Source organism: Caldibacillus thermoamylovorans, assembly GCF_000751775.1.
GTDB lineage: Bacteria > Bacillota > Bacilli > Bacillales > Caldibacillaceae > Caldifermentibacillus > Caldifermentibacillus hisashii.
Genome location: NZ_CCRF01000046.1, coordinates 1 through 16,807, shown reverse-complemented (window position 1 = coordinate 16,807; position 16,807 = coordinate 1). Strand labels below are relative to the sequence as shown.

Below are 16,807 nucleotides of genomic sequence, written 5' to 3'. Positions count from 1 at the left end.
ATTCAATTCCTACGCTTTCATGATTGTCCCCAGTTGATGTTCATTTTAAAAATATATTTGATCCTTTTTACCGAAGTTCCTTTAATATATACCATGCACCGGTTTTTACGGCACGGACACGAACCGTTTCTCTGTTTCCCGGCAATAAGACAAAATGACTAGCGGTAGGCTTATTCTTAAATGACACACCAATATAAACTGAACCGGGTTCTTTTCCTTCCAATGAGGCTGGTCCGGCAACACCGGTAAAGCTGATTCCGATATCAGTGTCCATCAATTTTCGGACATTTTCTGCCATCTCCATTGCGCATTCTTTACTGACGACACCATAAGTTTCAACAGTGTCCGGATTTACGCCAAGTACATTTATTTTTATTTCAGGGGAATACGATACGATCCCGCCCTGAAACCATTTGCTGACACCGGCAATGGATGTCACTTCTTCCTGAAACAGTCCGCCCGTTAAACTTTCAGCTACCGAAAGTGTCATGTTGTTGCTTTCAATCAAATTGCCCATTTCTTTGATAATCGTTGTTTCATCATATCCGTAAAAAAATTCACCCACCCGCTCCATAATTTTTGCTTCTGTCTCATCCAGTAACCTTCTTCGTTCAAGATCTGAGGGATGTTTAGCTGTAAGCCGCAATGTCACTTCGCCATCAGAAGCGAGCGGGGCAATGGTCGGGTTTGTCTGCTGATCAATGAAATCTTCCAGCGTATGTTCCAGAGTTGATTCACCAATACCAAAAAATCGTAACACACGAGATTCAATTCGATCAATGGATTCCAACCGATTTAGGATTGCTTTCATACCATAATTTGAAAACATCGGCTCCATTTCACTAGGCGGACCGGGAAGTAGCATATAAGTAATTTCATTTTTTGTTAACACCATTCCCGGTGCCATTCCGGTATCGTTTGGCAAAACCTCCGCATGTTCAAAAACAAGTGCTTGTTTCCGATTATTCGGTGTCATGGTAACATTCCGTTTTCTAAAAAATTCTTCTATCGAGCCAAGAGCCGCTTCATTATGAACAAGCTTTACTCCCAGATGATTTGCAATGGTTTCTTTTGTTAAATCATCTTTTGTAGGCCCTAAGCCACCCGTAAAAATAATTAAATTGGAACGACTTTCGGCAATTTCCACCGCTCTTTTCAACCGCTCGGCATTATCCCCAACAACGGTATGGTAAAATACATTTACCCCAATACCGGCCAATTGTTGAGAAATAAATTTTGCATTCGTATTAGCAATTTGGCCAAGTAATAATTCGGACCCTACGGCAATAATTTCACCATTCAATTTGAATCTCTCCTTTGCCGAAAAAAATCATGTATCCTTCTTACTCAGAAATTTCACACAGACCTTTTGCGGATTATTTCGAATTTGTGAATACATGTTTATTTTTGACGAAATAGTCAATCCCGGACCATAAAGTAAAAAATGTCGCTACATATAAGGCAAGATCGGCAAAAGGAAAATTTGCATATGAAAACGGAACATTCTTTAATAATAACGCAACAATAGCGATAATTTGCGTCCATGTTTTTATTTTTCCCAACATGTTGGCAGCTACAACTTCTCCACCACCGGCTAAAATAAGGCGCAGACCGGTAACCGCGAACTCCCTACTGATAATGATAATGACAATCCAAGATGGCGCCATGCCTTGTTCAACCAAAATAATAAATGCTGATGATACTAACAATTTATCAGCTAGTGGATCAAGAAATTTTCCAAGATTGGTAACCAAATTATACTTTCTAGCATAATGTCCATCGATCCAGTCTGTTGTTGAAGCAATAATGAAGATAATCGTGCCAATAAATTCTGATACCGGTATAAGTACGCCTCCAAAATTAAATGTGCCCCATGGAAAATCTATAACCATTAGAATAACAAATATAGGAATTAATAATACGCGTAAAAAAGTAATTCGATTAGGTATGTTCACTTTTAAAGACCCCCATTTAATTTAACTGCTGCTAATTGTTTGTTTGGCAACTTGGAAATTTCTACCTAACTATTTTATATGAATAGAAGAAAATAGTCACTGTAAAATGACTATTTTCTATTCTCCCGTTTTTTCATATTGAATAATAATGTTTTGTACATTAGCAGTTGTCGGAATGTCCAGTTTTTGATCGTTCACATAAATTTCTAATGCAGGTGCATAACCGGTTTTGATTCTGATTTCCGTTTCATTTGTTAAGTCGAGGGTTTGCGGGGCAACTTCCGTTATCGTCGCATTTAACAGTTGTTGATTATTTGCATTTTCAATTCCTACCCACGATTTTCCTCCATTTATAACCTTTAAGTTCAATTGAAATTTATCAGCATTCGTTAATTTATATGTAGTTTTATTCCCTTGTGTTGCTACAACTGCTATATTCTGTGTTTTTTCAGGTTCTTTTTTCTCCTGCTTTTTGTCATTTTTTTGCTCTGTTTCTTTTTTGGTTGATTCTTCATCCGCTTTTTCCGTTTTATCGTTTTTTGGCGGTGTTCCAGACTCGGCATATTCAATAGCTTCATTATTTTGCTTATCGTTTACTGCGGTTTTTGCATCATTATTGCTGACTGCTTTTTGAATAAAAAACCAAGCCAAAACGATAATCCCGATAATGACCAAGGTGATGATGATCCTTGGTAACATCTCCAGAAATTTTGATACACCTTCGTCAGGTTTTCGTGTTCCGCTGCGTGATAACGGTTCTGCTATTTGTTCTTCGTAAACGGACGGGATTTCATGTTTATATTCATCAAACAATGACTCCGGATCAAGACCAACCGCTTCCCCATATTGTTTGATAAAAGCACGTACATAAAATTTTCCGGGAATGGAATCGTAATTACCTTCTTCAATACCTTTAAGATATCGTTTTTGGATCTTTGTTATATCTTGTAAATCATCCAATGTTAATCCTTTTGCTTCACGTGCTTCTTTCAATCGATTTCCTAGTTCCGTCAATGGTAAACACCTTCCATTTATTTATAATCAAACCCATCGATACTGTTTCCGGAAAGTAGATTTTGCCTATCTACATTATAGATGATTTCTTCGCCCGGTTCATTTCTCAGCTCAATAATATAATCAAAATCTTCCAACCTGTATTCTGAATTCGCCACGAATAAATCAGGATGCTCAATAACTTTGATTGCCGGCAACCTCATGATTTCCCGGATAAGCTGCCAATGTTTTTCATTTCCTCTTCGAATGGAGACAGCACCATCAATGATATACACATATTTATCGCTGTACTCCCCTTCAATCAAATTATTTCTGATTGTTTGTTTCAATAAAGTAGAGGATACAAATAACCATCTTTTGTTAGCTGATACACTGGCCGCAACAACAGATTCGGTTTTTCCCACTCGGGGCATTCCCCGAATCCCTATTAACCGATGATCTTCTCCTTTAAAAATTTCACTCATGAAATCCACTAACAAGCCAATTTCGTCACGAATAAAACGAAAAGTTTGCTTATCATCTGCGTCTCTTTGTATATAACGTCCATGTCGAACCGCCAGTCGGTCCCATAATGTCGGTTCCCTTAGTTTGACAAGATTAATTGTTTCCATTGTTTGCAAAATCAATGCCAACCGTTCGATTTGATGTTTTGTCGATAAAATGAGAAGTCCCCTTGAACCTTGGTCAATTCCGTTTATGGTTATGATATTGATCGATAGCATCCCCAATAATGAAGAAATATCTCCAAGTAAGCCAGGTCGATTTATTTTGATCTCATATTCTAAATACCACTCTTTTTTCTCCTCCATATGAACCTCACACGAATGAAATTTTTCCATGACCTTCTCACTAATAATAATATATGATTTTACCGAGATATGAAAGGAAGTACAGCAAATTTTTATAAACTTAATTATCTGAATTTATCTTTAAGTAGGCTAAAACGTCTGAGCCTTTAGGCAACTTATGACATGTAGTTCACCGAAAAAATATAAATTTTTTGCTGCGATATATTTCCGCAAAACTTTCCTTGTGTACTTATACTTAAAACTTTAAAATTTCCCACTTCGTCAAATTCGTATCCTTGCTGGAAATTTCTATTTTCTCAAAGAATGAAAAAGAGAGGTTGAATCCCCTCTCTATTTCGAACTGTTATTTTGAACTAATTTCACCATGATGTTGGCGATTGCTTGCTGTTCCTGTTCATCTGCAACTGACCAAAGATCTGACAGCACTCGTTCCTGTTCATTTTTCGGATCAACTTGATTGGCCAAGTAATCTCCAATTTGGTAAGCCAAGTCAGTAATAACATTTTGATCTAAACCGGCATCTTTTGCTTGGTTTAGTCGGTCACCTAGAAAATTCTTCCATTCATCCCAGTTATGCAAAACACTCATTTGTCTGGAACCTCCTTTTTCATATTCAATACTATTTTGCATAAACTTATGGAAAATATACGATGAATCTTTTCAAGCAACAAATATTTTTTTGTATGTACCTATAAGATATTTTTAATATGCTAGAGTTTCTTAACTTAAAAACGTGTTTCGTCGACAAAAAATGGGGTTTCTCACCTCAAAATTTCGACGAGATTGGGTTTCACAGATTTACTGGTTTTCTAAGGTGCGAAACTCAAATTATATATACCAACCTCCGTTTACGGCCAAAACTTGACCGGTTATATAGGATGCCTCCTTTGACAATAAAAAACTGACAGCATTGGCCACATCTATGGGACTCCCTAATCTTCCCATCGGAACCTCATCTGTGACGATGTTTAAATCTTCTTCACTAATATTTTTCAACATTTCTGTTTGGATCGCCCCCGGTGCAACGACATTTACCCGAATTTGACTTGGTGCAACCTCTTTACTTAAAGCTTTTGCAAAACTGATTTGCCCACCCTTCACAGCCGAATAAACCGTTTCACAAGAAGCACCGGTCTGCCCCCAAATGGAAGAAATAAATATGACCGAACCTGTTTTTCTTTGGATTAATTTTGGCAGTAAATTTTTCGTAATCATTATTGGAGCATATAAATGAAGCGATATCAGTGCTTCAATTTCTTCTGGCAACATATGCGTAAGTAATTTTTGAACAGCATTACCGCTATTATGAATTATTCCGTCGATTTGATAAATTTCATGGCAGAGTTTGGTTATTCCTTCCTCTGAGCGCAAGTCAGCTTGAACCGGGATAAATTCGCTATTCGGATAAAGTTGAGTCAATTTATTCAGCATCTGTGTAATTTTTTCTTTATTTTGATGGTAGTGTAAATATAGAGAATATCCTTGCTGCGCTAATTTGGTACTTATGGCGCTTCCTATGCCGCCGCTTGCACCAGTAACTAAAATAAAACGTTTTTCCATCCTATCTCCTTCCCTCACATTGAACGGTGAAAAAATAAGTGCCGGGTACTACAACCAGACAAATCCGAAGAATACATCTCAAATGTAGAAAGATTGGGGAAAGTAACCCCAATCTTTCTTTCTAACTATTTTTAGGCAAAACTTTGCAAACGGTTAAACGGTCATCAGCAATTAAATCATTGGCCACTTTTTTCACATCAGAAAATGTAATTTCCTCCAACATTGGTACGACCTTAAATAAATCCATTTCATTGAAAGCATACCTTGTAAATTGGTTGGCAATATACTCCGGTGAATTTAACGCCCTTAAAAAACTGCCGATTCTATTTTTCTTTACTCGTTCAAGTGCTTCTTCGGAAAGATTTTTTGCTGATTTCGCTTGTTTCAAAATGGAAGTAAGTTTTTCCTGCAATTGCTCAGGTTCTCTCGTGTCGCCGCCAACCAATGCAAAACTAAAACTTTCTTCTTGCGTATAGTCATATGAAAACGAGTCATCAATAAGCCCCGCATCATACATTTCCCGATAATTTTCGGAACTTTGATTGAATAACAAATCCATTAACAATTGGGTCGATAACTCATTTTTTAACAATGTATCGCCCTTTTGGTTTGTGTAACTTCCCTTGATGCCGACCATTATTTTCGGCGTTTGCACATTCATATGGAGGACTTGTTCCTTTTTGGCAACAGCTGTAGGTTCCTTTGCAAACTTTCTTTCTATTTCCGGTTGATCCGTAAACGGTTTTTTTGCTTGATTATCTTTTATAAAATTCATCATTTCTTGCGGATTGACCGGTCCAACGACAAATAATAGCATATTGCTCGGATGATAAAATGTATGATAGCACTCATACAATAAATCTTTCGTTATCTTTGCAATGGAGTCAATGGTTCCGGCGATATCAATTTTCACAGGATGGTTATGATACATATTTTCAATTGCTCCGAAATAAAGCCGCCAATCCGGATTATCATTATACATTTGAATTTCTTGTCCGATAATACCTTTTTCCTTTTCGACCGTTTTTTCAGTAAAATATGGTTCTTGAACAAAATTAATTAAAGTCTCTAAGTTTTCTTTTACATTCGTCGTTGATGAAAAAAGGTAAGCCGTCCTTGTAAAGGATGTAAAGGCGTTGGCAGATGCTCCCTGCTTGCTAAAATGACCAAAAACATCGCCATCTTCTTTTTCAAACATTTTATGCTCAAGAAAATGGGCAATCCCGTCCGGTACAAGTTTTAAATCTTTTTGACCAAGCGGTACAAAATAATTATCAATCGAACCATATTTTGTCGTAAATGTCACAAAAGTCTTGTTAAATCCTTTTTTCGGTAAAATATAAACATCTAATCCATTGGTCATTTTCTCATAATATAACTCTTCACCCAGCTGATCAAATAGCAGTCTTTCCACAGTTTTACGCCTCCAATCCTGATAAGAAATAAATGGTATCCAATTGAATCTTTTCGCCAACCTGTATAATATTCTCCTTGGTGACGTTTGCAATCTTTTCCTTCCAAACTTCTTCTGAAACATTGGTACCGCTGATAACATTATGGTAAAGAACTTCAACAAGCCCTCGTGAGGTATCTAAAGTTTCCAACATTTGATTTTGGATAACCGCTTTTGTTTGTTCAATATCTGCTTCAGTAAAATCGCCATTTTTCATTGCCTGTAACTGTTCTTTAATAATTGTGACAGCTTTTTCATAATTTTTCGTTTCAATTCCGGTCATGACTAACATTAAACCTTTATGACTCTCAAGCCGACTAGCAGCGTAATAGGCCAAACTCGCTTTTTCACGAACATTAATAAACAATTTCGAATGGGGAAAGCCGCCAAATAAACCATTAAATACTTGTAAAGCAAAATAATCATCTTCACCATATCGAGTATTTGTTCTTAAACCCATATTTAACTTTCCTTGAGCAACATCCTGCTTTTCGATGATGACATTTTCTTTTACCCTTTTACGAATATTGGTTTGTTCAACCTTTTTAGATGTACGGCTTTTTAATTGAAATTTCGCTTGACAGGACTGAATGACTTCTTCTTCAGTAAAATCTCCGACGATATATAAATCCAATTCATCCGAAGAGAGCGAATCTTGATAATAGTTGTAAAGTGATTGAGCAGTGATTTGGTCAACGTCTTCCAAAATGCCATTCACAGGAATAGCATACGGTTCATCTTTACACATTTCTTGTATCAGCCTTAAGTTTGCATATCGCATTTTGTCATCATTGACTGCTTGGATCCGCTGTTTTAATGTACGTTTTTCTTTCGCAACAATCTGTTCGTCAAATGAATCATTCGCGGATCTCGGATTAAATAAAACATCCGCAAGTAGTGTTAAAGCTTTATCTAATAACGGTTCCGATTGCTTTAAAAACTTTTCGTTGGCTACTTCCATCGTTATGGAAATAATATGGTATTCTCCCTTTTTTTGCAAATCGACAGACAAGGTGGCACCGTAAAGATTTTCCAAATATGTTCTAAGTTCTGTAAATGACGGGTATGTATTGGTGCCGCTTTGTAATACATAGGGAAGAAGTGCCCTTGTCGTTGCATATTCTTTTTCAATTGGTGCCTTCATTTTAAATACAATCGTGTTTGTTTTGTACTTATCTGTCTTGACTAAATGCAATTTTACACCTTGATTGTCAATAACCTTTTCCATTATTTTCCTCCTATTCTTTCCATATGAACTCCTATTCTTTAATCATTTTATCCCTCTTTCCACTATACATGTGTATATTTTATAATTTCAAGTTTACAGTGAATTTTTTCGAAAAGATAATCCTTTCCTAAATGGAAATAGAGCCCCACCTGATTGGTAGGGCTCGTTCCAAAATGGCTTTTTATCTGCTGCCTTTAATATAAGGTGTATTTAATGCTTTCGGTGCAACAGATTTTCCGATAAAACCGGCTACAGCCAAGATTGTTAATACATAAGGTAAAATATACAAATAAACGGTTGGAATGTCTTTAATAAATGGAATGCTCGGACCGATTGTGCTTAAACTTTGGGCAAAACCGAAGAAAATGGCTGCACCCATCATCCCTAACGGATTCCATTTACCGAAAATCATTGCGGCAATCGCCATAAACCCTTGACCGCTAATAGTCGCATGGCTGTAATCAAGCGTGATAGATTGAGCGTAGATGGCTCCACCGATACCCCCTAATGCACCACTAATCATAACACCGATATAACGCATTCTGTTCACTTTAATCCCCATTGTATCGGCTGCAGTCGGATGCTCACCTACAGAACGGAGGCGAAGACCAAACGGTGTTTTAAATAAAATAACCCAACCGACAATCGCTGCAAGAATGGCCAAATAAGAAGTTAAATAAACATTTTGGAAAAAGATTTTACCAATAACCGGGATGTTTTCTAAAACCGGGATGTCAAAACGAGTTATTGCATCCTTAACCATCGGTGTTTGGCCTTTTCCTTCAAATAGTTTCTTTACAAGGAATATTGTTGCCCCAGCAGCTAGCATATTCAAGGCTGTACCGGCTATAATTTGATCAGAACGAAAGGTAACTGACGAAATAGCTAATAAAGAAGAAAACAAGCTTCCGACAATCATTGCGATCATAATGGATACAAAGACAGTTGCTCCACCAAAGATATCATGTAAGAAAAGATTAGATATAATTCCGGTAAAGGCACCAATTTGCATAACGCCTTCCAATCCAATATTGGTAACGCCCGACCGCTCAGTAAAAACGGCACCTAATCCAGTGAAGATGAGAGGAGCTGCATAAAAGATCGCATTATAAAAAATGAAAGCAATTGTATCAGTCAGACTCATCCTACTTCACTCCTTTCTTTTTCGAAAACTTTTCATAAAGCCATTGGAATAAGTACCCACTTGCAACAAAGAAAATAATGACAGCAATAATAACCGAAATCATTTCTTCAGGAATTTGCGCAGGTGGATTCGGCATATTTAGTGATCCATACTTTAACGCACCGAAAAGAATTGCCCCAAAAACAACGCCAATCGGATTGTTGCCGCCAAGGACCGCTACCGCAATTCCGTCGAAACCAATTCCTGTCATGGCCGTTTTTGTTGAAACATATTCAAATGTTCCCAGTCCTTCCATGGCACCCGCCAAACCGGCAATGAAACCGGAAATAACCATAGAAATGACAATATTTCTCGGAACATTCATACCGGCATATTTAGAAGCATCTTGACTGAATCCGGCAGCTTTTAATTCATACCCTAAGGTTGTTTTCTCTAAGATAAACCAAATGATAATGACGGTAAGAATAGCAATAAAGATCCCGCCATGCAACCGCGAATATTGTGTGATCTCTTCAAAAAATGGAATTCTAAGAGATGCTGTTTGCGCTATCTGTTCGGTTGTGTCCCCTTTTGCAATTGACCGAATTAAAGCATTGGTAACATGGAGAGCTGTATAGTTTAACATAATTGTCACGACAACCTCATTAACTCCCAGTTTTGCCTTCAAAATTCCCGGTATAAACGCCCAAAAAGCACCGGCTAAACCTGCAGCTAAAATTGCTAAAGGTAGATGAATATAAGCAGGTAAATCAAAACTAATTCCGACATAAACCGCTGCAAACCATCCGACGATTAGTTGACCTTCAACACCGATGTTAAATAATCCTGTTTTGAATGCAAAGGCGACGGCCAGACCAGCTAAAACATAAGGAGTTATTTGCCGAATCGATTCACCTATAACATAAGAGTCCCCAAAAATTCCTTCCCATAACTGTGCATAACCGACAATCGGATTATAACCACTAATGGCAATAATCACTGCACCAACCAGTAATCCTAAAATAACAGCCAAAACCGGTATTAAAATCGGTGTCCATCGTTTTGACATGTTACTCCTCACCTTCCTTCTTAACAGCCTGGTCTAACATTTGCTGATGATTATCTCTATCCACTTTATGACCAGCCATCAATAAACCAAGTTCTTGTTCATTTGTTTCTTTCGGATTGACGATATCTAAAATTTGACCATCAAAAATAACAGCAATGCGGTCGCTCACATTCATAACTTCATCTAATTCAAAGGATATGAGAAGAACCGCTTTTCCGTTATCTCTTTGTTCAATTAAGCGCTTATGAATAAATTCAATTGCTCCGACATCAAGACCCCTTGTCGGTTGTGCAGCTATGAGCAAATCGGGATCTCTATCAATTTCTCTACCAATAATAACTTTTTGCTGATTTCCGCCTGATAAAGCGCGGGCGGGTTCATACGCACTTTGGGTACGGACATCGTATTCTTCAATTAATTTATTTGCATAATTATAAATTTCACGATTTTGTAAAACTCCTATTTTTGAAAATGGTTCATGATAATAGGATTGCAATACAAAATTTTCTCCGACTGAAAAATTAAGAACAAGACCATGACGATGTCGATCTTGTGGTATATGTCCAAGTCCTGTTTCAGTAATCTTTCGCGGTTTCAAATTTGTAATATCTTTGCCGACCAATGTAATGTTCCCGCTTTCAACACGTCTTAGTCCGGTAATCGCCTCAATTAACTCCGTTTGACCATTTCCATCAACACCGGCAATTCCCAAAATTTCTCCACGGCGAACAGATAAATTTAGATTTTTTACTTTATCCACCCCGCGGTAATCTTTTACTACAAGATTCTCAACTTTTAATACTTCTTCTTTTGGATTAGCCGGTTTTTTTTCTGTTTTAAATACAACATCACGACCAACCATTAAACTCGCTAATTCAGTAGGATTTGTTTCAGCAACGTTTAATGTTTTTATTGCTTTTCCACGACGAATAACGGTAACACGATCGGCTACTTCCATAATTTCTTTCAATTTATGTGTTATTAAAATAATTGATTTCCCTTCACTAATCAGTTTTTTCATTATATCAATCAGTTCGATGATTTCTTGTGGTGTGAGTGAAGCGGTCGGTTCATCGAAAATAAGAATATCGGCCCCGCGATAAAGTGTTTTGAGAATTTCAACACGTTGCTGCATGCCGACAGAAATATCCGCTACCACTGCATACGGGTCGACTTCAAGACCATACAATTCTGAAAGGCGGGTAATTTCCTCCGCAGCCGATTTAATATCAATTGTTCCAGCGCCGTGCTTCGGTTCTTTCCCTAATATAATATTTTCCGTAACGGTAAACGTATCAACTAGCATAAAGTGTTGATGAACCATTCCAATCCCTAAATCATTTGCCACGTTCGGGTCTGTTATCTTAACAGACTTTCCTTTAACGCGAATTTCCCCTCCATCCGGTTGATACAATCCGAATAACACATTCATCAATGTTGATTTTCCGGCGCCGTTTTCACCTAAAAGGGCATGAATTTCCCCCTTTTTTAATTGCAAGGTAATATTGTCATTCGCCACAAAATTGCCGAATACCTTGGTAATATTCAACATCTCTATAACATAGTCCATATTCAACCCCCCTAGCACAACAATTGTTTTTCATATCTTTCTCGCTTGTCAGGACTTTTAGTGACAGCTCTCGTTTACTCGAAAAAATGGCAATTGGTAGAACCCAATTGCGACTATTCACCTTCCTTTACTTTTTTTATAGCAGGAATAATAGAAAAGCAAACAAAATAGTCCAAAAAAGATATAAAAGGCATACATAAAAAGCTTCAATTAAATAGTGATGTAATTAAAGCTTTTTATGTATCGCTTTTTAACAAGATGGATACAGTAGGAAAAACCCACTGTATCCAATATTATTATTTATAAACTTTGATGAAAACCGAAAGTTATGGAGTCACACCTAGATCTTTCAAGAAGCTCTCCATATCTTCTTTTGTTCCCGGAGGTGTAACATCGCCATTAATAATTTTTTCCTTCCAGTCGTTAACGGCCGTTAAGGTTGTTTCAGATAAATGGTCGCCTGTAGTGGACAATTCAACACCTTTATCTGCCAAGCCATACGTAACAGTCGTTCCACCTGGGAATTTACCATCCATAGACTTTTGGGCAATGTCTTTAACAGCGAGATCCACACGTTTTAAAGCAGATGTTAAAGTAATATTATATTCCTTCCCATCCACTTCAACGGTACCTTCATCATATTGGTCACTGTCAACACCAATTACCCATACATTTGCATCCGGGTTTTGTTGCTTTCTTTCTTTTGCTTCAGCAAACACACCGTTACCGGTTGCACCTGCAGCATGGAAAATAATGTCTGCACCGTTGGAATAGATTTGGTTTGCAGCAGATTTTCCAAGGTCAGCCTTGTCGAAAGCACCGGTATAGTTTACTTGCACCTTAATGGATGGATCAACGGATGCCACACCAGCTCTAAATCCAGCTTCGAAACGTGTAATAACATCACTTTCCATGCCGCCGACAAATCCAACGTTTTTCGTTTTTGTTTCCATTGCAGCAGCAACCCCTGCAAGGAAGGCAGCCTCTTGTTCTTTAAACATGATGCTGACGACGTTGTCTTTTTCAACAACAGAATCAACGATACCAAAATGAACATTTTTACGTTGACCGGCAATTTCACCAATTGGTTTTTCCAATTTAAAACCGATACCGAAAATTAAATCAAAGTTACGACGAGCTAATGCATTTAAGTTCGATACATAGTCTGCATCTGATTTCGATTGCAAATAATCGTAACCGCCATCGCCTTTTTTAAGATTGTGTTCTTTACCAAAAGCCTGAATTCCTTCCCAAGCGGATTGGTTAAAGGATTTATCATCGACCCCACCAATATCGGTTACCATTGCAACGGAAAAGGACTCATCATCTTTACCGCCATCTTTGGCTCCTTGATTATTATTTCCTTCATCTTTTGAACCGCAGCCACTTAAAACAAGCCCTGAAAGAAGAAGGAGTGAAAAAAGAATAGAAAGTCTTTTTTTCTTCATGAGAAATCCCCCTTAAAAATTTTTAATAGAGCATATTGTGAAAATGGTTGCCTACCTTTATTCTATGAAAATTTTCCTATTTTATAAAAATTATTCTCGTAAAGCACCTTTTTCACATGCCGCTATTAACTAAGTTAAATATAGCACGAAATATTTAAAATAGGAATACGAACTTTAAATTTAACGAAAAAAACTTGCGAACAAAGTATGAAAACCTTATCATTTCGACTTTGTCAAGGTATAAAAAATCAATTTGATATTTTCTAAATGTTAACATACAAGTAACTCACGAACATTTTCCCAAAAAAACTGTATAGTATTCGATATTCTCATTTTTCAAAAAAATAGTGACCAGGGAAAGAGCCCTGATTTTTCTACCATTTTAAGAAAGTTTAGGATGTTTTCATGTCATCTTCACCCGGTTTTGCAATGAGCACCGCTCTCGGTTTACTTCCTTCATAAGGTCCTACGATTCCCCGTTTTTCCATTTCATCGATTAAACGTGCAGCTCTAGTATAACCAATTCGAAATCTTCTTTGCAGCATCGAGACGGAAGCGGTTTGCATTTCGGCAATTAATTGTACCGCCTCATCATATAATTCATCATCGACTGTTTCTTCTGTTTCAACAATTTCATCCGGAATCATCTCTTCTTGATATTGTGCCTTTTGCTGTGAAATAACAAAATTGACTACTTCCTCGACCTCTGAATCGGATAAAAACGCACCTTGAATCCGGATCGGTTTTGACTGACCAACCGGCAGGAATAACATATCCCCCCGCCCAAGAAGTTTTTCTGCCCCACCCATGTCCAAAATCGTTCTGGAATCGGTTTGTGAACTTACGGCAAATGCAATCCGGGAAGGGATATTTGCTTTAATAACACCGGTAATCACATCTACAGAAGGTCTTTGTGTAGCGATAATTAAATGGATGCCGGCTGCCCGAGCCATTTGAGCAAGTCTGGTGATGGCATCTTCCACATCCGACGATGCAACCATCATTAAGTCGGCAAGTTCATCAACAATAACGACAATAAATGGTAGGAGCGGTTGTTTTTCACCGGTTTCAAGATTATGACGGCGAATAAAATCATTATATCCTTCAATATTTCTTGTTCCGGTTTGGGAAAACAGTTCATATCTTCGTTCCATTTCATTTACTACTTTTTTCAATGCTTGGGCTGCTTTTTTCGGATTGGTAACGACCGGTGCCAGTAGATGCGGTACACCATTATACACATTTAATTCCACCATTTTTGGATCGATCATCATTAATTTGACTTCGTGGGGTTTTGTCCGCATTAAAATACTGGTAATAATTCCATTAACACACACACTTTTTCCTGAACCGGTTGCCCCGGCGATTAAAAGGTGCGGCATTTTATTTAATTCAGTCAGTACAGCTTCTCCGGTAATATCGCGGCCGAGACCAATCAATAATTTTTTATCGATTTGATCATAACTGCCTTCCAATACTTCTCTCAAAGATACTACTGCAATTTCTGAGTTAGGTACTTCTATACCAATTGCCGATTTACCGGGAATGGGGGCTTCCATGCGAATATCTTTAGCGGCAAGTGCCAGTGCAATATCATCTGTAAGTGAGATGATCTTACTTACTTTCACACCGATATCGGGATGAACCTCATATTTGGTAACTGCAGGTCCAATATGTACTTGGGTTACCCTCGCCTTAACCCCAAAACTTTGAAATGTCCGTTCCAATTTCGCAGCATTGGAATGAACAAATTCATATTCATTACTTTGATCCGTCTGTTTCGGTAATTTTAATAAGGACAATGGTGGTAATTGATAATCGACATTTTCCACCTCGGAAAAATTCATTGGAACTTGTGTTATCTCATCATCGTCATTTTCTTCAACAGCTGCTTTGTCATGGGTAACATCATCACGATATACCTTCTCGGCAAAATTAGAAATAATCGGCTCTTTTCCGGGTATTGTTTCATTAACTTGCTCATGTTTGTTGCCGACTTCCGAATGTTCGGGTTTCTTCTTTCTTTGATTGGCCTGCTTTCTTTTTGGTTTCGACCGCCAGTTATTCACGTCATTTTTAACACTCTTCCACATGTCACTAAAGAAAGACATCATCTTTGAAAAAAACGTATGTAAAATGTCCCCGAATGATTTACCGGTAAGTAAAATAAATCCGATTATCATCGATATAAAGGCTATGATTTTTGCCCCTGTCTCCTCAAATAATAAAAAACAGACAGAAAATAAAAGAGCTCCAATCATCCCTCCGCCTAAATCCGTAGAACTTACTTCACCTCGTAAATCCATCCAATACAATTCCCAAGTATTTACAAGAACGCTAGGTTTATTAAAAGGCCCTTGACTGGAAAGCAATTCAAACAATTTTACATGGCTTAATAGCAGAACTGCTGCAAAAATTAAATAAGTACCAATTAATTTTCTATGAAAAAAGTTGGGCAAGCTTCGTTTCCAGATTAAATAACAGCTTAAAAAGATTCCCGATAAAGGTAAAATAATAAACCACTCGCCTGCTAAAAAACGGAAAAAACTTACCAGGCCAAGACCTACTAAACCAAGGTGTAAGATGGCAATAATAGATAAGGCCAAAATAATAAAAGCGCCCACTTCAAACTTAATTGTTTGTCTCAACTTCATTTGTCTTTTTGTCTTACGTTTTTTTCGTTTTACCATAAACCGTCACCTAAATCATAAAGATAGCAGCCTTTATTTGGCTGCTGCTTGTATTATTCTTATTATATCATAAGTAAGGGCAAGAATAATAGACACCGGCCTTTTTAATACGTTAAGAAAGTATAAATTTCCAGCAAAGAAGCGAATTCGACGTAGTGGGAAATTTTAAGAATTAAGTATAAGTGCAACTACGGCTTTGCCATCGCCTAAAGGCTCGGCAGTCGCCGAGTTTTCTTTATCGTTATAAGGATAAAAAAACGGGCGAAAAGCCGTTAAATACGTTTTATTGTCTGGCTGCGGGCGCTCTGCACTTTTCTTATTGCCAATAGGAAATCCTTGCCCCCGGATAAATGTCCGTTTGTAAATAATGATTCGGGTTTGTACTTAAAATTTGTTTTACTTGTAAATCCGTTTCATTCATTACTTCTACGATTAGCGGTATTCCGTTATAAACAACGAACTTGTTCCTAGTTTGGGAAGATTGTCCCTCCTGAAAAATTAATTCAGCCGGTATTAGTGTATGTAAAATCACTGGACAATCCCCTCCTCATTTTTCCGTTCCAATTCGATTAATTCATTTAATTTCTCCATTGCCTGTCCGATGCCTCCCACTTCATTGATCAATCCATACTCTACTGCATCTGTCCCAATCACATTGGTCCCTATATCACGAGTTAAATTTCCTTTGGCAAACATTAGATCTTTAAAGGTTTCCGCTTTTATTTTCGAATGTTTCGTAACAAAACTAACAACACGATCTTGCATTTTATCCAAATATTCAAATGTTTGCGGAACACCAATGACAAGACCGGTCAAGCGAATCGGATGGATAGTCATCGTTGCTGTTTCAGCAATAAAACTGTAATCCGTACTTACAGCAATTGGTAC

The 16,807-nt window shown here is 37.5% G+C and carries 15 protein-coding genes; all 15 read right to left on the bottom strand.

What is annotated here, in order from left to right; genetic code table 11:
• Nucleotides 1-67: 67 nt before the first annotated feature.
• Nucleotides 68-1,303 (bottom strand): competence/damage-inducible protein A, encoded by a 1,236-nt coding sequence (locus tag BT1A1_RS08005; RefSeq protein WP_034769898.1) that lies wholly within the window; start codon nucleotides 1,301-1,303, stop codon nucleotides 68-70.
• Nucleotides 1,304-1,376: 73 nt separating this feature from the next.
• On the bottom strand, nucleotides 1,377-1,955 hold the full coding sequence (gene pgsA / locus BT1A1_RS08000; RefSeq protein WP_034769896.1) for a CDP-diacylglycerol--glycerol-3-phosphate 3-phosphatidyltransferase: 579 nt from the start codon (nucleotides 1,953-1,955) through the stop codon (nucleotides 1,377-1,379).
• 117 nt (nucleotides 1,956-2,072) lie between these two features.
• Nucleotides 2,073-2,969, bottom strand: a complete 897-nt coding sequence (locus tag BT1A1_RS07995; protein WP_034769895.1) for a helix-turn-helix domain-containing protein — start codon at nucleotides 2,967-2,969, stop codon at nucleotides 2,073-2,075.
• Between the two features lie 17 nt (nucleotides 2,970-2,986).
• Entirely contained in the window at nucleotides 2,987-3,808 is an 822-nt protein-coding gene (locus BT1A1_RS07990) for a DUF3388 domain-containing protein (RefSeq protein WP_231553312.1), read from the bottom strand.
• Nucleotides 3,809-4,108: 300 nt separating this feature from the next.
• Nucleotides 4,109-4,366, bottom strand: a complete 258-nt coding sequence (locus BT1A1_RS07985) for a DUF3243 domain-containing protein (protein ID WP_034769894.1) — start codon at nucleotides 4,364-4,366, stop codon at nucleotides 4,109-4,111.
• Between the two features lie 240 nt (nucleotides 4,367-4,606).
• Nucleotides 4,607-5,338 carry an elongation factor P 5-aminopentanone reductase gene (gene ymfI / locus BT1A1_RS07980; RefSeq protein ID WP_034769892.1) on the bottom strand — a complete coding sequence of 244 codons (732 nt, stop codon included), beginning with the start codon at nucleotides 5,336-5,338 and terminating at the stop codon, nucleotides 4,607-4,609.
• Nucleotides 5,339-5,459: 121 nt separating this feature from the next.
• Complete coding sequence (gene yfmH / locus BT1A1_RS07975; protein WP_034769890.1) at nucleotides 5,460-6,752, bottom strand: EF-P 5-aminopentanol modification-associated protein YfmH; 1,293 nt, start codon at nucleotides 6,750-6,752, stop codon at nucleotides 5,460-5,462.
• A gap of 4 nt (nucleotides 6,753-6,756) precedes the next feature.
• Nucleotides 6,757-8,019 carry an EF-P 5-aminopentanol modification-associated protein YfmF gene (yfmF, locus tag BT1A1_RS07970; protein WP_034769889.1) on the bottom strand — a complete coding sequence of 421 codons (1,263 nt, stop codon included), beginning with the start codon at nucleotides 8,017-8,019 and terminating at the stop codon, nucleotides 6,757-6,759.
• A 181-nt stretch (nucleotides 8,020-8,200) separates the two neighbouring features.
• Nucleotides 8,201-9,163: an ABC transporter permease gene (locus tag BT1A1_RS07965; RefSeq protein WP_034769887.1), complete on the bottom strand. Its 963-nt coding sequence runs from the start codon at nucleotides 9,161-9,163 to the stop codon at nucleotides 8,201-8,203.
• Between the two features lies 1 nt (nucleotide 9,164).
• Nucleotides 9,165-10,211: an ABC transporter permease gene (locus BT1A1_RS07960; protein ID WP_034769886.1), complete on the bottom strand. Its 1,047-nt coding sequence runs from the start codon at nucleotides 10,209-10,211 to the stop codon at nucleotides 9,165-9,167.
• A 1-nt stretch (nucleotide 10,212) separates the two neighbouring features.
• Nucleotides 10,213-11,781 (bottom strand): ABC transporter ATP-binding protein, encoded by a 1,569-nt coding sequence (locus BT1A1_RS07955; protein WP_034769884.1) that lies wholly within the window; start codon nucleotides 11,779-11,781, stop codon nucleotides 10,213-10,215.
• A 326-nt stretch (nucleotides 11,782-12,107) separates the two neighbouring features.
• On the bottom strand, nucleotides 12,108-13,229 hold the full coding sequence (locus tag BT1A1_RS07950; protein ID WP_034769883.1) for a BMP family lipoprotein: 1,122 nt from the start codon (nucleotides 13,227-13,229) through the stop codon (nucleotides 12,108-12,110).
• A 392-nt stretch (nucleotides 13,230-13,621) separates the two neighbouring features.
• On the bottom strand, nucleotides 13,622-15,919 hold the full coding sequence (locus BT1A1_RS07945; protein WP_034769881.1) for a DNA translocase FtsK: 2,298 nt from the start codon (nucleotides 15,917-15,919) through the stop codon (nucleotides 13,622-13,624).
• 316 nt (nucleotides 15,920-16,235) lie between these two features.
• Nucleotides 16,236-16,451 (bottom strand): YlzJ-like family protein, encoded by a 216-nt coding sequence (locus tag BT1A1_RS07940; RefSeq protein WP_034769879.1) that lies wholly within the window; start codon nucleotides 16,449-16,451, stop codon nucleotides 16,236-16,238.
• On the bottom strand, nucleotides 16,448-16,807 hold a 360-nt coding region (locus BT1A1_RS07935; RefSeq protein WP_034769877.1), incomplete at its 5' end, for a ClpP family protease. The genes BT1A1_RS07940 and BT1A1_RS07935, both read right to left, overlap by 4 nt.

Bases quoted from the DNA above. Each gene is read 5' to 3' on its own strand.
- BT1A1_RS07990 (WP_231553312.1), bottom strand. From the start codon at position 3,808: ATGGAAAAATTTCATTCGTGTGAGGTTCATATGGAGGAGAAAAAAGAG.
- BT1A1_RS07985 (WP_034769894.1), bottom strand. From the start codon at position 4,366: ATGAGTGTTTTGCATAACTGGGATGAATGGAAGAATTTTCTAGGTGAC.
- ymfI (WP_034769892.1), bottom strand. From the start codon at position 5,338: ATGGAAAAACGTTTTATTTTAGTTACTGGTGCAAGCGGCGGCATAGGA.
- yfmF (WP_034769889.1), bottom strand. From the start codon at position 8,019: ATGGAAAAGGTTATTGACAATCAAGGTGTAAAATTGCATTTAGTCAAG.
- BT1A1_RS07965 (WP_034769887.1), bottom strand. From the start codon at position 9,163: ATGAGTCTGACTGATACAATTGCTTTCATTTTTTATAATGCGATCTTT.
- BT1A1_RS07960 (WP_034769886.1), bottom strand. From the start codon at position 10,211: ATGTCAAAACGATGGACACCGATTTTAATACCGGTTTTGGCTGTTATT.
- BT1A1_RS07955 (WP_034769884.1), bottom strand. From the start codon at position 11,781: ATGGACTATGTTATAGAGATGTTGAATATTACCAAGGTATTCGGCAAT.
- BT1A1_RS07950 (WP_034769883.1), bottom strand. From the start codon at position 13,229: ATGAAGAAAAAAAGACTTTCTATTCTTTTTTCACTCCTTCTTCTTTCA.
- BT1A1_RS07945 (WP_034769881.1), bottom strand. From the start codon at position 15,919: ATGGTAAAACGAAAAAAACGTAAGACAAAAAGACAAATGAAGTTGAGA.